13 protein-coding genes are annotated in these 14140 nt (G+C 68.6%); 5 read left to right on the top strand and 8 right to left on the bottom strand.

Annotated elements, in window-relative coordinates:
* Positions 1-23: 23 nt before the first annotated feature.
* The 5 genes from ASF72_RS06480 to ASF72_RS06460 are packed head-to-tail and all read right to left on the bottom strand — an operon-like array spanning position 24 to position 5753.
* Positions 24-1181, bottom strand: a complete 1158-nt coding sequence (locus tag ASF72_RS06480; RefSeq protein ID WP_050685505.1) for a cysteine desulfurase family protein — start codon at positions 1179-1181, stop codon at positions 24-26.
* 7 nt (positions 1182-1188) lie between these two features.
* Positions 1189-2067 (bottom strand): carboxylating nicotinate-nucleotide diphosphorylase, encoded by an 879-nt coding sequence (nadC, locus tag ASF72_RS06475; protein WP_050685506.1) that lies wholly within the window; start codon positions 2065-2067, stop codon positions 1189-1191.
* Positions 2060-3742 carry an L-aspartate oxidase gene (gene nadB / locus ASF72_RS06470; protein WP_056597309.1) on the bottom strand — a complete coding sequence of 561 codons (1683 nt, stop codon included), beginning with the start codon at positions 3740-3742 and terminating at the stop codon, positions 2060-2062. Before nadB ends, nadC begins: the two co-directional genes overlap by 8 nt.
* Complete coding sequence (gene nadA / locus ASF72_RS06465; RefSeq protein ID WP_056597307.1) at positions 3742-5046, bottom strand: quinolinate synthase NadA; 1305 nt, start codon at positions 5044-5046, stop codon at positions 3742-3744. The genes nadB and nadA overlap by 1 nt, the downstream gene beginning before the upstream one ends.
* On the bottom strand, positions 5043-5753 hold the full coding sequence (locus tag ASF72_RS06460) for an NUDIX hydrolase (RefSeq protein WP_200933628.1): 711 nt from the start codon (positions 5751-5753) through the stop codon (positions 5043-5045). The genes nadA and ASF72_RS06460 overlap by 4 nt, the downstream gene beginning before the upstream one ends.
* Positions 5754-6086: 333 nt before the next feature.
* On the opposite strand from ASF72_RS06460, the gene ASF72_RS06455 reads away from it, so the two are divergent.
* The 3 genes from ASF72_RS06455 (at position 6087) to ASF72_RS06445 (ending at position 9266) form a co-directional block, all read left to right on the top strand.
* Positions 6087-7466 carry an amino acid permease gene (locus ASF72_RS06455; protein WP_056597305.1) on the top strand — a complete coding sequence of 460 codons (1380 nt, stop codon included), beginning with the start codon at positions 6087-6089 and terminating at the stop codon, positions 7464-7466.
* 242 nt (positions 7467-7708) lie between these two features.
* The gene (locus ASF72_RS06450) at positions 7709-8536 is read left to right on the top strand and encodes an alpha/beta fold hydrolase (protein ID WP_056597303.1); all 828 of its coding nucleotides are present in this window, start codon (positions 7709-7711) and stop codon (positions 8534-8536) included.
* A 73-nt stretch (positions 8537-8609) separates the two neighbouring features.
* The gene (locus ASF72_RS06445) at positions 8610-9266 is read left to right on the top strand and encodes a phosphoribosyltransferase (RefSeq protein ID WP_056597301.1); all 657 of its coding nucleotides are present in this window, start codon (positions 8610-8612) and stop codon (positions 9264-9266) included.
* Between the two features lie 60 nt (positions 9267-9326).
* Here ASF72_RS06445 and ASF72_RS06440 read toward each other — a convergent pair whose 3' ends face one another.
* Complete coding sequence (locus ASF72_RS06440) at positions 9327-10664, bottom strand: MFS transporter (RefSeq protein ID WP_056597300.1); 1338 nt, start codon at positions 10662-10664, stop codon at positions 9327-9329.
* 242 nt (positions 10665-10906) lie between these two features.
* Here ASF72_RS06440 and ASF72_RS06435 point away from each other — a divergent pair, with 242 nt between their 5' ends.
* Entirely contained in the window at positions 10907-11641 is a 735-nt protein-coding gene (locus ASF72_RS06435; protein WP_056597298.1) for an IclR family transcriptional regulator, read from the top strand.
* A 30-nt stretch (positions 11642-11671) separates the two neighbouring features.
* Here the strand turns inward: ASF72_RS06435 and ASF72_RS06430 are convergent, their stop codons facing one another.
* Entirely contained in the window at positions 11672-11971 is a 300-nt protein-coding gene (locus ASF72_RS06430; protein WP_056597296.1) for a helix-turn-helix domain-containing protein, read from the bottom strand.
* Positions 11972-12040: 69 nt separating this feature from the next.
* On the opposite strand from ASF72_RS06430, the gene map reads away from it, so the two are divergent.
* On the top strand, positions 12041-12823 hold the full coding sequence (gene map / locus ASF72_RS06425) for a type I methionyl aminopeptidase (RefSeq protein WP_056597295.1): 783 nt from the start codon (positions 12041-12043) through the stop codon (positions 12821-12823).
* Here the strand turns inward: map and ASF72_RS06420 are convergent.
* Positions 12795-14126 carry an MFS transporter gene (locus ASF72_RS06420; RefSeq protein WP_056597293.1) on the bottom strand — a complete coding sequence of 444 codons (1332 nt, stop codon included), beginning with the start codon at positions 14124-14126 and terminating at the stop codon, positions 12795-12797. The two genes, map and ASF72_RS06420, sit on opposite strands and share 29 nt — an antisense overlap.
* Between the last annotated feature and the right edge of the window lie 14 nt (positions 14127-14140).

Genomic DNA, 14140 nt, shown 5'->3' with positions numbered 1-14140 from the left:
GGCCCCAGCCGGAAAATCCGCGGTCAGGCCGAACCGAGGCTCCTGACCCCGGCCACAGCCCGGGCCACGGCCTCCGCTGCGGTCGCCAGGTCGCCAGCGCTGACGGTGGCGTCGAAGCTGAACCGCACCGCGGTCTGTGCCACCGCGGCCGGGAAACCCATGGCGGTGAGCACCGGCGACGGCGCGTCGGAACCAGCAGCGCACGCGGAACCGCTGGAACACACCACCCCCTGGCGTTCCAGGTCCAGCAGGACCGATTCGCCGCTGGTCCCGGGGAAGCAGAACGACGCCACCGATGGCAGCCGCTCCGAGGAATGTCCGGTGCGGACTGCGCCAGGCACCCCCGCGAGTACAGCGGCAATGAACCCGTCCCGCAGGTCCGCCACGTGGCCGGACCGCTCCGGCTGTCCTGCCTTCGCCATTGTCAGGGCGGTGGCCAGGCCCACGGCGGACGCCACGTTCTCGGTCCCGGACCGGCGGCCCCGTTCCTGGCCGCCGCCGTGGAGAAGGGGTTCCAGCCGGGTCCGGCTCCGCACAAAAAGTACGCCGCAGCCTTTGGGGGCGCCAAGCTTGTGGCCGGAAATGCTCATGGCATCAACGCCCAGGGCCTTGGTGTCCAGCGGCAGCCACCCCGCGGCCTGGACGGCGTCGGTGTGGAAGGGGATGTCCAGCCCGTGCGCCAGCGCAGCCAGTGCCGCCACCGGCTGGACAGTACCCACCTCGTTGTTGGCGTACATCACGCTGGCCACAGCGGTCCCGGGATGGAGGCAGCCCGCAAAGGCTTCCGGGGTCACCAGCCCGGTTCCGTCCACGGGCGCCACGTCAACGGTGAATCCATGGAACCGCTCAAGGTACCGGGCGGACTCTTCGACGGCCGGGTGTTCGATGGCGCTGATCAGGATCCGTTTAAGCCGTGGGTCCGCGGCCTGCCTGGCCAGGGCGATCCCCTTGATGGCCAGGTTGTCCGCCTCGGTCCCGCCGGAGGTGAACGTCAGCTCCCCTGGACGGCAGCCCAGTGCGCTGGCCACCGAAGCCCTGGCGCCGGCCAAAGCGGCAGCTGCTGATTCGCCGAGCGAGTGGTGGCTGGACGGGTTGCCGAACTCGCCGGTCAGGTAGGGCCACATGGCCTCCAGCACTTCCCGCCGGACCGGTGTGGTGGCTGCGGCGTCGAGGAAAATCAAAGCCCGTTCACCCCGCGGTCAGTTCAATGTCCAGGCCAAGGTCCAGGGCCGCCACCGTGTGGGTCAGGGCGCCGATGGAGATGACGTCCACACCGGTGGCGGCGATGTCCGCTACGGTGGCCAGGTTCACGTTGCCGCTGGCTTCAACACGGGCCCGGCCGGCCACCAGCGTCACGCCTGCGTGCAGATCCTCCACCGTGAAGTTATCCAGCATGATGGTGTCCACCCCGGCCGCAAGTACGGGATCGATCTGGTCCATGCTGTCCACCTCCACCTCGAAGTGGGTGGTGTGCCCCAGCTGCGCTCTGGCCGCCAACAGCAGGCCGGTGAGCCGGGCGGGGTCTCCCCCGGTCATCACGGCCAGGTGGTTGTCCTTGGCGAGCACTGCATCGGAGAGGCTGTACCGATGGTTGGCCCCGCCGCCGCACCTCACCGCATGGCGTTCGAGGATCCGCAGTCCGGGCGTGGTTTTGCGGGTGTCTGTGATCCGGGCGGAAGTCCCCTCCACAAGGCGAACGAACTCCGCGGTTTTGGTGGCGATCGCGGACATCCGCTGGACCAGGTTGAGGGCCACCCGTTCGGCCAGCAGCACCGAGCGGGCCCGTCCGCTGACCCGCGCGAGGTGCGTTCCGGCGTCGAACGTTTCCCCATCCTGCACCAGGAGCTGCACCTGGGTATCCGGATCAACCAGCAGCATGGCGTCGCGGAACACCGTGGCGCCGCTGAACACCCCGGGCACCCGGGCGTTCAGGACGGCCGTGGCGCGGGCGCCGGCGGGAATGAGCAGCTGGGAGGTGATGTCGCCGGCGGGGGCGTCCTCGGCGAAGGCGCGCTCCAGGATGTCGCGGACGGGGGCCTGCGGGAGGGTGGCTGTTGAATCAGTCATGGACAAGGCTCGCTTTCGGGCGCCGGCTGACGGCGGTGGGGGAATGGTCGACGTCGGTGCTGTCGCTGCGGTAGTGCGCGCCCACCGAGGCGCGCCGCGAGATGGCGCCGGCCACCAGGAGTTGCGCCGCCAGCAGCAGGTTGGCGTCCTCGTGGCTGCGGGGATCAGCGTCCGCGGGGACTTTCAGGGGTTGCACCGCAGCGGCCCAGGCGGCCAGGAGCGTGCCTGCCTCAGCCAGCAGCTGTCCGTTCCGCAACACGCCGGCTTTGGCGGTCATCAGCCGCCGCAGCGCTTCCCGGGAAAACGGCTCGCCTGCAGCTGCCTGCGGGCCGGGCGACGCCTTGGCGGGTGTGCCAAAGGCCTGCGCCGAAGGAATGGTCCCCGCCGGCGCCCAGGCCGGGCCGGGTGAGAGGAAGGATTCGACGGCGCGGCGGCCAAACACCAGCCCTTCCAGCAGGGAGTTGCTGGCCAGGCGGTTTGCGCCCTGGACGCCGGTGCAGGCAACTTCCCCGGCCGCGTAGAGCCCGGGAAGGCTGGTGCGGGCAGAGAGGTCCGTGGCCACGCCGCCCATCCAGTAGTGCGCGGCGGGCGCCACGGGGACCACGTCCCGGGTCCAGTCAATGCCGGCGTCGAGGGTTTTTTGGGTGAGCGTGGGAAACCGGCGGCGGAGGAACCCTGCGCCCTTGGCCGCTTCGATACCGCGGGCATCCAGGTAGATGTGGCCGTTGGGGTCGCCAAGTTTGGCCAGGTGCAGGGCGATGCTGCGCGAGACCACGTCGCGGGGTGCCAGCTCCGCGTCAGGGTGGTAGGCGCGCATAAAGCGGCGGCCGCTGCCGTCCACCAGGAGTGCGCCTTCGCCACGCACGGCTTCTGAAATGAGCAGCGGATCGCCGCTGCAGCCGGGCCCGCCCGCGCTGCCCGGCTGGACCAGGCAGGTGGGGTGGAACTGGAAGAACTCGAGGTCACTGACAGCTGCCCCGGCGCGGACGGCGAGCGCCAGGCCATCTGCGGTGGCCACGGCGGGGTTGGTGGTCTGGGCGAACAGCTGCCCTGCTCCCCCGGTGGCCAGCAGCACGGCGTCGGCGTCGAGGGTGGCCGGACGTCCGGCCTGGAGGTAGTCCACCCCTGTCACCTTGCCGCCTGCCTGGTGCAGCGCCGTGGCGTGGGCCCCGGCCAGGATGGTCAGCTGGCCCCCGGCTTCCCGGGCGAGGACTTCGCTGATCAGGGCGGCGGCCACCCTGGCTCCCGTGGCGTCTCCGCCGGCGTGCAGGATCCGCGGGGCACTGTGGGCAGCTTCAAGGCCAAGGGCCGGACCGCCGTCGGACCCTGGATCAAACTCGACGCCGTAGCGTGCCAGCCCGGCAATGTCCTGGCGTGCTTCGCGGCACATCACTTCCACGGCGGCCCGGTTGCAATGGCCGGCCCCCGCCTGCAGGGTATCGGCGATGTGCGCTGCCACCGTGTCGCCGGGAGCGGGATGGTCCAGGACGGCCGAGATGCCGCCCTGGGCGTACCAGGTGTTGCTTTGATCCAGCCGGCCCTTGGTCAGCAGCACCACCTCCGCGCCGGCATCGCCCGCCAGCAGTGCCGCGTAGAGCCCGGCGATGCCGCTGCCCAGGATGGCGAGCCGGCGGGTGGCCAGCGGCCGGGCAGAAGTGCGGGGCGGGCGCTGCATTATGGCCTGGCCGCGAGCATACGCTCAAGCGCGGTCCGGGCGTTGGCCTGGACGGCATCATCGACGGTGATCCGGTTGACCACGCGCCCTGCCACGAGTTCCTCCAGGACCCACGCGAGGTAGCCGGGGTGGATCCGGTACATCGTGGAGCAGGGGCAGATCACCGGGTCCAGGCAGAAAATGGTGTGCTGCGGGTATTCGGCGGCCAGCCGGTTCACCATGTTGATTTCCGTGCCGATCGCGAACGTGGTGGGTTCCGTGGCTGCGGCGATGGCCTTTTTGATGAAATCGGTGGAACCGGCGGAATCGGCGGCATCCACCACTTCCATGGGGCATTCCGGGTGCACAATGACCTGCACCCCGGGGAAGTCCTGCCGGGCCTTTTCAATCTGGCCCACGTTGAAGCGCTTGTGGACGGAGCAGAAACCGTGCCACAGGATGACCCGGGAATCCTGCAACGCCTCGCTGCTGTTGCCGCCCAGGTCCTTGTTCGGATTCCACATTGGCATTTGCTCCAGCGGCACGCCCAGGGCCTTGGCGGTGTTCCTGCCCAGGTGCTGGTCCGGGAAGAAGAGCACCCGCTGTCCACGCGCAAAAGCCCATTCGAGCACGGTCTTCGCGTTTGAGGACGTGCAGACGATGCCGCCGTGTTCGCCACAGAAGGCCTTCAGCGCTGCGGAGGAGTTCATGTAGGTGACGGGGATGACCGGGACCCGGCCGTCGGCGTCGGGCTCGGTGCCGAAGATTTCCGTGAGTTGTTCCCAGCATTCCTCCACCGACCCGGCGTCGGCCATGTCCGCCATGGAGCAGCCGGCGGCGAGGTTGGGCAGGATGACTGCCTGTTCGGGGGTGGAGAGGATGTCCGCTGTTTCGGCCATAAAATGCACCCCGCAGAAAATGATCGCTTCGGCATCGGGCCTGGTCAGGGCAGCGTTGGCCAGCTGGAAGGAATCGCCCACAAAGTCCGCGTACTGGATGACCTCGTCCCGCTGGTAGAAGTGGCCCAGGACCACGGCCCGGTTGCCCAGCGTGGCTTTCGCAGCGAGGATGCGGGTCGCCAGTTCGGCATCGGTGGCCTTTTTGTACTCCTCCGGCAGCTGGCCCTGGCGGGGCGTGGCGGCGGGTGCGGCGTCGGCGCTGGAGGCGCCGGGTCCGTAGGCGGGAATGCCGGCGAGGGCTTCGGCAAGGTCGTAGTCCCAGGGACCTTTGGCGAGGGCCGGGCTGCAGGTGCTGCGCTCTGCGGCGCCGCCCTTTTCAGCTTGTTCGCGCGTGATCAGCTGGATTGCTGTGTTGACGCTGGTCATGGTGTGCTCCTGTTGTCTGGGTCAAGGCCGGGCCGGCCGGTGAAGCGGTAAAGGCGTGGCGGGCGGTGCTTCCCGCCCTGGAGGAATTCCCCGGTTTCTTCGATTTCCGGGGTCGCCTTGAGTTGCCTGCGGAAGTTGCCGGGGTCCAGCTGGCGGTCCAGGACAGCCTCGTAGACTTCCCGGACCTGGGCCAGGGTGAAGTACTCCCCGAGCAGGTGGTAGGCCACTGAGCCGTAGGCGAGCTTGTTCCGCAGCCGCCAGAGCGCGTACTCCACGATGGCGTTGTGGTCGAAGGCCAGCGTGCCCAACCGGTCCGCCCGGAACCACCGGACGTTCTCGGATTCGTCGGTGAGCGCAGCTTCTGTGGGCTGCACCAGTGCCCAGTAGACGATCGAGACAACGCGCTGGGTGGGCGAGCGGTGAAGGCCACCGAAGGCGTACAGCTGCTCGAGGTAGCTGGGGGCCAACCCGGTGGTTTCCCGGAGGTTCCGCGCGGCCGCGTCCTGCAGGGAATCGACCTGGCTCAGCGGGCCGCCGGGAAGGGCCCACTGGTCCTTGTAGGGTTCCCGGATCCGGCGCACCAACGGCAGCCACAGCGTGGGCCGGCCGGAACTCTCGCTGGGTCGGAGCGCGAAGATCACCGTGGAAATGGCCAGTGCCGGCGGTGCCGCCTGGCGTTCGGAAACGTTTGCCGAGTTCGAATACATCGCTGCCACCGCCTCCTTCCGGAGCCACCTCATCAGTTAAAGTCACTTTGACTAGAACTAATTCTACGACTCCACGGCCCGAAACCGAAATGTTGCCGGCAGCAGTCCCGGCCGGTCATGCAGCAGCCACCACCGGGTTCAGGGTCCGGCCCGGGAAATCGGCGTCCGGCACAAGGACCGGGGAGGCGGGAGGCTTCGGGTGCCCGGCCGTTTCGCCGGACCTCTGTACCCATCGTTTCGCGCCGGCCAGTCCGCCCGGTACGGCCTGCACGGGCTCAGGCGGTAAATTCAAGTGGTCCCACGAGGATCCCCCCGAACCCAAGAAGGCAGCCCATGACGGAGAAGCACGCCCCGGCACATCCACAGCCCCAGCTGGGCCATAGCATGAAGCCCCGCCAGCTCACCATGATGGGACTGGGCAGTGCCATCGGCGCGGGCCTGTTCCTTGGCTCAGGTGCCGGCGTGCAAGCGGCCGGGCCGGCAGTGCTCATCTCGTACCTGGTGGCCGGCACCCTGATCATCCTGGTCATGTGGGCGCTGGGCGAAATGGCTGCCGCCAACCCCAACAGCGGCGCATTCTCGGTCTACGCCGAGCGTGCCATGGGAAAGACTGCCGGCGCCACCATCGGCTGGTTGTGGTGGCTGCAGCTGGTGGTGGTTATTGCCGCTGAAGCACTCGGCGCCGCCGGGCTGCTGTTTTCCGTGTGGCCGGTGGTTCCTGTCTGGGCGCTCGCACTCCTGTTTATGGTGGTGTTCACGGGCATCAACCTCGCCGGCGTCCGGAACTTCGGCGAGTTCGAGTTCTGGTTCGCCGTCCTCAAGGTGGCCGCCATCATCCTGTTCCTCGGCGTGGGCGCAGCCCTGCTCCTGGGTCTTCTCCCGGAGGTGGCCTCGCCGGGCCTGGCCAACCTCACCACCGACTTTGCCCCTGAGGGCCTGGGAGGTGTGGCCGCGGCACTGTTTGTGGTGATTTTTGCTTTCGGCGGGACCGAGATTGTGTCCGTTGCCGCCGCCGAAACCGAAGACCCGGAGCACAGCGTCGGCAAGGCCATCCGCACCGTGGTGTGGCGGATCCTGGTGTTCTACATCGGTTCCGTGCTGGTGATCGCTGCAGTCCTGCCCGCCACCTCCGAGGCCCTGGCCTCCCCGTTTGCGGGGGTCCTGGACGCCGCCCGGATCCCGGGGGCGGCCACCGCCATCACCCTGGTGGCCGTCGTCGCGCTCCTCTCGGCATTGAATGCCAACCTGTACGGCGCGTCCCGGATGGTGTACTCCCTCGCCGGCCGTGGGGAAGCACCCCGGTTCCTGGCCCGGCTGCGCGGCGCCGGGGTGCCCATGGCGGCCGTGGGCGTGTCGGTGACGTTTGGTTTCATCGCGACTGTCCTGGAGCTGCTGTTTCCGGAGCGGATCCTGCCGGCCCTGTTCCAACTGGTGGGCTCCACCTGCCTGGTGGTCTGGGGCAGCGCGCTGGTTTCGCAGCTGGTCCTGCGGCGCCGTGCGGACCGGGCCGGCACTCCCCTGCCCCTGCGGATGAAGGGCTTCCCGGGCCTGACCATCCTTGGCCTGGTCCTGCTGGCCGTGATCTTTGCTGTGGGGTTCAGCGCCGAGAGCAGCCGGGTGCAGCTCTTCGGCACGCTGACGCTGATCGCGGGGATCGCTGCGGCCTGCTGGCTGGCCGCCCGGCTCACCGGGGGCGCCCGCCAGCCCAACTGACTAGCAGTTGTTGTCGTTTTGGGGGTTCAAAACGACAACAACTGCGAGCTAGTTGGGCGGGGCGGGTGCCAGCTTGCCCGGTTGAAGTCCCTCGCAGCCCTGGCGGTTGAAACCGGTAAATCCGCTGTTGAGCTGCCAAGTCCGCAGCCGGGTAAAGTGGTGCGTACCTTCGGCGGGGCAGGCGGAGGAGGCTCCGAAGCGCAGGGTCCGCCTGAGCGCCGTACTTGATGAGGACTGAAACCATGAGCGGCAGGCACACCGGCAACCAGCACAACCACACGGTAGAGGGCACCGACCCGCAACTTTTTGTCGCTGTCCACGATCCGGCATCGGACGCCGGCCTCAGGCCCGTCCTGCTGATCCACGGTTTCTCGTCCTCCAGCAAGCTGAACTGGGAAGACACCGGTTGGGTGGCTGCGCTGCTGGATGCGGGCCGCCGGGTCATCACCGTGGACCTGCCGGGCCACGGCCGCAGCGGCGCCCCGGAAGACCGAGATTCCTACTCCCCCAGCAGGATCCGCGCGGACCTGCTGCAGGCAGCGTTCGACGCCGGGGCCCGCCCCCTGCAGGACGGGAATCCTTCCAGCGGGCTGGACGTGGTGGGGTATTCGCTGGGCTCCCGGCTCGCCTGGGAATTCGGCGCCACCCAGCCCGAACTGGTGCACCGACTGGTGCTGGGCGGGCCCAACATGGCCGACCCACTGGCGGAATTCGACCTGGTGGCCGCCCAGGACTTCCTGGCCGACGGCACCCCGATCGCGGATGAGTCCACCGCCAGGCTGCTCCGGATGGCGCAGCTGCTGCCGAGCAACAACATCTTCGCCCTGCTGACCCTGGTGGAAGCCATCAAGGATGAGCCCTACGACCCCACCGAAGCCGTGCCGCACGTCCCCTTGCTCCTGGTGGCCGGCGAACAGGACGAACGGCTCGGCAGCCTGGCCGGGCTGGCCGATTTGGCCGCCAAGGCCGGAACCAGCGCCGAGCAGCTGATCCTCCCCGGCAGGAACCACACCAACGCCGTGACCAGCCGGGCCTTCAAGCAGGCGGCCATCGCGTTCCTGGCCGGATAGCCGCCGGCCGCACACGGGCGCGCGTCCCGGCGGTAGGCTGGGTCCGACGTGGCAAAAGGGCCGGAAGGGACACATGGGAACGCGCTTTGAGGACCGCACCGACGCCGGCCGGCAGCTGGCGTCGGTCCTGACCCAATTCAGGGAACGGCCGGACACCGTGGTGCTGGGCCTGGCCCGCGGCGGGATCCCCGTGGCCGCTGCCGCCGCCCAGGCCCTGTTCCTGCCGTTAGGCGCTGTCCTGGTCCGGAAACTGGGCATCCCGGGGCATCCGGAAACCGCCTACGGGGCGCTGGCCCGCTCCGGCGGACGCACCGTCCGGCTCCTCAACCGGCCGCTGCTGGACCGTGTGCTGGCCCATGGGGTCGGCCGGGAGCAGCTGGAAGCCGTGGAGGCCCAGGAACGCGCCGAACTGCACAGGCGTGCGGCCCGGTACCCGGAATACAGCCTGGACCTGGCGGGAAAAACGGTGCTGCTGGTGGACGACGGGCTGGCTACGGGAGCCACCATGCGTGCTGCCGTCGAGGCGGTCCGGGCCGGCAACGCGGCAGCCGTGGTGGCGGCGGCGCCCGTGGGGTCCGTGGAGGCGGAGACGTCCCTGGAACGGGTCTGCGACGCCGTGCTGTGCCTGCACCTGCCCGGCAAGTTCCGCGCCGTGGGCAGCTTCTACCGGAATTTCGGCCAACTGACGGACGCGGACGCGCTCGGTTTCCTGGCAGCGGCTGCCGATTAACGTCCGACGGCGGGCCGGACCGCCGTGGTCCGGCCCGCCGTCGGGCGCGTGGAAAGGTTCCTAGTGGTGGCCGCCGCTGACGCCCAGTGGGTTGCCCTTGGTCTCCTTGGCGAGCACCACACCAACCACAGAGATGACACAAAGCACCATGATGTAGATGCCGATGGAGCCGGTCCACCCGGTGCTTTGCAGCAGGAATTCGGCGATGGTGGCCGCAAAGGCGCCGCCGAGGATGGCGCCGAAGGCATAGCCGATGGAGATGCCGGAGTACCGGACGTTAGCGGGGAACATCTCGGCATACATGGCCGACATGGGCCCGTAGGAGAGGCCCAGTCCGATGGTGAGGACAAACAGGGCAAGCCCGTAAAGCCAGATGTTTTTGGTGTCGATCAGGGCGAACATGGGGATCATCCACACAAAGATGATCGCGTACCCGGTCACGAACGTCTTCACCCGGCCGATCCGGTCCGAAAGCCAGCCGCCCACCAGCGTGAAGATCAACCAGCCAAAGGACGCCAGCGTGGTGGCCAGCAGGATCTGCGGGGTGGGCATCTTCAGGATGCGGGTGGCGTAGGAGATGAAGAACGCGATCAACAGGTAGCCGGCGGCGTTGTTGCCGATGAAGATCAGCGTGGAGTACAGGACCGGCTTTTTGTGGTTGCGGACCAGCTCGCCCAGGGGCGCCTTGCTTTCCTTCTTCCGCAGGGCCATTTCCTGGAAGACCGGGCTTTCGGCCACGGCGCGGCGGATGAGGTAGCCCACCACAATCAGGACGATGGAGAGCAGGAACGGCAGCCGCCAGCCCCAGGCCGCGAAGTCCTCCTTGGACATTCCGGTGTTGAGAAAGTAGAGCAACCCGGTGGCCAGGATCATGCCTACCGGCACGCCGATCTGGGGGTAGGCGCCGAAGAGGCCGCGCTTATTCAGGGGTGCGTGTTCCACGGCCATCAGTGCGGCACCGCCCCACTCGCCACCGGCCGAGAAGCCCTGGACAACACGGAGCAGGATGAGCAGGACCGGGGCCCAGGCGCCGATCTGGGCGTAGGTGGGCAGCATACCGATCAGGGCAGTGGCGGCCCCCATCATCACCAGCGTGAAGACCAGCATGGCCTTGCGGCCCAGGCGGTCCCCGAGGTGGCCCGCCACCACGGCGCCGAGCGGCCGGAACAGGAAGCTGATGCCGATCAGGGCGAAGGAGAGGATCTGGGCCAGGCCCGGGTTTGATTCGTTCAGCGGTGCCAGGAAGAGCGGGGACAGCAGCGTCGCCGTCAGCTGGGCAAAGATAAAGAAGTCGTACCACTCGATGGTGGTGCCCACCAGGGTGCCGGCGAGGACTTTGCGTTCTTCGTACCTGCTGCTGGGGCCGGTAAGGGTGTCCACCTGGGAAGGTGTGGTCATTGAAACTCCATTGTTTATTCGGCGGGGATGCCACCGGACGCCTTCATAATTACCGACAGAACGGTCAGTTAGTAAGCAGGGTACTACGAAAATGTGAGTCAGGACACGCAAAGCGGCAAAATTCAACGTTGTTTGGGTGCAGGGACCCTGGCGGGTGGCGTGCCGGCGCCAGCCTGATGGCGAGGTGGCGCAGGCGCCGCCGGGCCGGTCCCCTGGGATCGTGGCGGCCTAGGATGGATGCCATGACTTCCTCCGCTGCAGCACCGGCCGGAGCGGCACCGGCCGCGGCACCCCCGTCGCAGACCCTCTCGCGCGGCATCCGTGCCCTGGAGATCCTGGCTGCCGCCCCCGGCCCCCTGACCATTGCGGAACTGGCGGACGCCATGGCCGTGCACCGCTCCGTGGCGTACCGCATCCTGCGCACCCTCGAGGACCACTCACTGCTGGAGCGGGACAACGCCGGCAAGCTGATGCCGGGACCGGGACTCGCCGTCCTGGCCCGCGGGGTGTCAAGGAACCTGCAGGCAGCAGCAATGCCGGAGCTGACCCACCTCGCCAACACCCTGGACATGACGGCGTTTGTGGCGCTGTGGGACCACCATGACTGCATCACGCTGGTCACGGTGGAGCCCCGGCACGCCGGCGCAACAGTGGCCCAGCACCCCGGAAGCCGGCATCCCATCAATGCCGGCGCGCCGGGCATCGCCATCCAGTCCGCCCTGACCGAAGCCGAATGGGAGCGCCTGGGAACCGGGATCGCCTACCGGCCGGAAGCCGCAGAGGCCCGGCGGCAGGGGTACTCCGCCAGCCATGACGAGGTCATTCCCGGCGTGTCATCACTGGCGGCACCGGTCCGGGTGCCCGGCGGCAGGCCGGCCGCACTCGCCGTGGTTTACATCCGGTCCGCGCACGGCCCTGCAGTTGTAGGCGAAGCGCTCGCGGCCAGTGCGGCCCGGATCGAGGCCCTGCTGGCGTGACCGGGTAGAGCCGGTCCAGGCTGCACCCGGTCAGGATGCCAACCGCTGCGGCGCGCCGCGGCCGTCGAGTTGGGCGGTGCCACCGGCGGGTGGATTGATCCCGGCCCAAACCTCGTCCAGCGAAAGGCCCAGCACGTCAGCGATCGCGGCGATGGTGGGAAAAGCAGGCGTGGCAACCCGGCCGGTCTCGATTTTGCGGAGCGTTTCCGGTGAAACCCGTGCTGCGAGGGCCGTTTCCAACATGGAACGCTGTCCGCGGGCTCGGCGGAGGAGGGCGCCGAGGCGTTCTCCGCGCTCGACTTCTTCGGGTGTGAGGGGCAACCTGACCATGGCACCAACTATAGTACCGGGATAATATGGCCGGTATAGTTATTGGAAAATGATGCCTGGAGGCGCTGCATGATCGAAATCCTGAACCCCGCCGAGCTGACCCGTGCAAAGGTCACCGGGACCCTGGTGGCAGACATCCTGCACACCCTCAAGGCCCGCAGCACGGTGGGCACCAACCTGCTGGACATCGACAGGTGGGCCAAGGCCATGATCCTCGAGGCCGGGGCCACGTCCTGTTACGTGGACTATGCTCCCTCGTTTGGCCGCGGGCCCTTTGGGCACTACATCTGCACTGCCGTGAACGACGCCGTGCTGCACGGGTTGCCTCACAATTACACCCTTGCCGACGGCGATCTGCTGACCCTTGACCTGGCTGTCATCAAGGATGGGGTCGCGGCTGATTCCGCCATCACCTTCCTGGTGGGCGCGGCCCGCCCGGCAGCCAGCGTTGCCATGATCAACGCCACGGAGCGCGCCCTGGCAGCCGGGATCGCCGTTGCCCGTCCGGGGGCCCGGATCGGCGATTTGTCCCACGCCATCGGCACGGTCCTCACCAACGCCGGCTACCCGGTCAACACGGAGTTCGGCGGCCACGGCATCGGCTCCACGATGCACCAGGACCCCCATATCGCCAACACCGGCCGGCCCGGACGCGGCTACAAACTGCGTCCGGGCCTGCTGCTGGCGCTTGAGCCCTGGGTCATGGCTGACACTGCCCAACTGGTCACGGACCCGGACGGGTGGACCCTGCGCAGCGCCACCGGCTGCCGGACCGCCCACAGTGAGCACACCATTGCCATCACGGCCGACGGAGCCGAGATCCTTACGCTGCCTTCCGCGGCGCGTCAGTAGCGCCCGGGTCTTTCGGGCGGAGTCCGACGGCGGCTGCCGCACCCAGGAGGGCCAGCGCCAAAGCAGCCGCCACGGGGACAATGAACGCCGCTGCATACCCGCTGGTCTGCGCCAGCTGGCCGCCGATGGAGGAGCCCAGGGCCGTGCCGGCCACGATGCCGCTGGCCAGGGCCGTCATAACGGTGCCCAGTCGCCGGGCCGGGGCCACCATGCCGCCCACGGAGAAGACGGTGACCATCACCGGTCCCACGGGAAGGCCCAGGACCAGCAGGACGGCTACCATGGCGCCGAGTGACGTGGGCAGCAGCAGCAGGACGGCGAGCGCGGCCATGGCGAAGGCGGACACCATCCACCGCAGCGGAAGGCTGAACCGGCGCGGCCAGTAGGCCACCGAGAGTGCGGCGGCGGCGGAGCTCAGGCCCATGGCGGCGTACAGCAGGCCGGCCAGCTCCGAGCCGCCGAACCCTGCCGAGAAGGCGCTGAGTGCGGCCTGGGTGGAGCCGAAGAAGGTGCCCATGCAGACCATTGCCACCACCGGCAGGATCACGGCCGGCGGCAGTTTTTTGGCTGCAGGTTCCTGCGCTGCGGAGCCTGATCCTGCGCTGCGGCGGCTGACCGGCACCGAGCGGTGCGTCGGGTGCGAGGCGAACGCCGGGACCAGCGTGATGGTCATGGCCGCGGCGAGGGCAAGCGGCAGCCACGGCGCCAGCAGGCTGGCGAGGATGCCCACCAGGGCAGGCCCCAGGACGAAGGTCACTTCGTCTGCCGTGCTTTCGTACGAGAGTGCCGTGTCAAGGTCGCGGTTGTTATCCGCCGGCACTCCGCGGGAGGCCAGGGCCATCCAGCGGACCCGGGCCAGCGGCCCCACCTGCGGGCAGCTGGCGCCGGCCAGGAACGCCGTCGCCAGGACAAATACGGGGAACCCACCAGCCTGGCCCATGGTGGTGGCGGCGACGATCAGCGACACAACGGCGAGGGTATTGAGGACAGCGGCCACCAGCAGGACAGGGCGTTGGCCGCGCCGGTCTGCCAGCGCACCGAGTATCGGCGCGCCAAGGGCCGAACCGATGCCTACGGCCCCGGCAGCGGTTCCGCCAATGGCGTAGGAGCTGCTGACGGAGGTGACCAGGGTCAGTGTGCCAACCGTGAGCATGGCCAGCGGCAGCCGGGCGAAGAGGCCCAGAGGCAGGAAACTGCGGCCGGCCAGCTGTGGAAGGCGGGCGAAGCGGCCCACCGGGGCAGCGGTGGCGGGGCCGGCCTCAAGGGTGTTGTTGGTTGCAGCGGGAGAAGGTTGTGGCGTCATTTCCGGGCTCGTTT

Origin of the sequence: Arthrobacter sp. Leaf141 (assembly GCF_001424565.1) — a bacterium.
Classification (GTDB): Bacteria; Actinomycetota; Actinomycetes; order Actinomycetales; family Micrococcaceae; genus Arthrobacter.
Note: the sequence above shows the minus strand (reverse complement) of the source record. Positions and strands in the feature narration are given on the sequence as shown.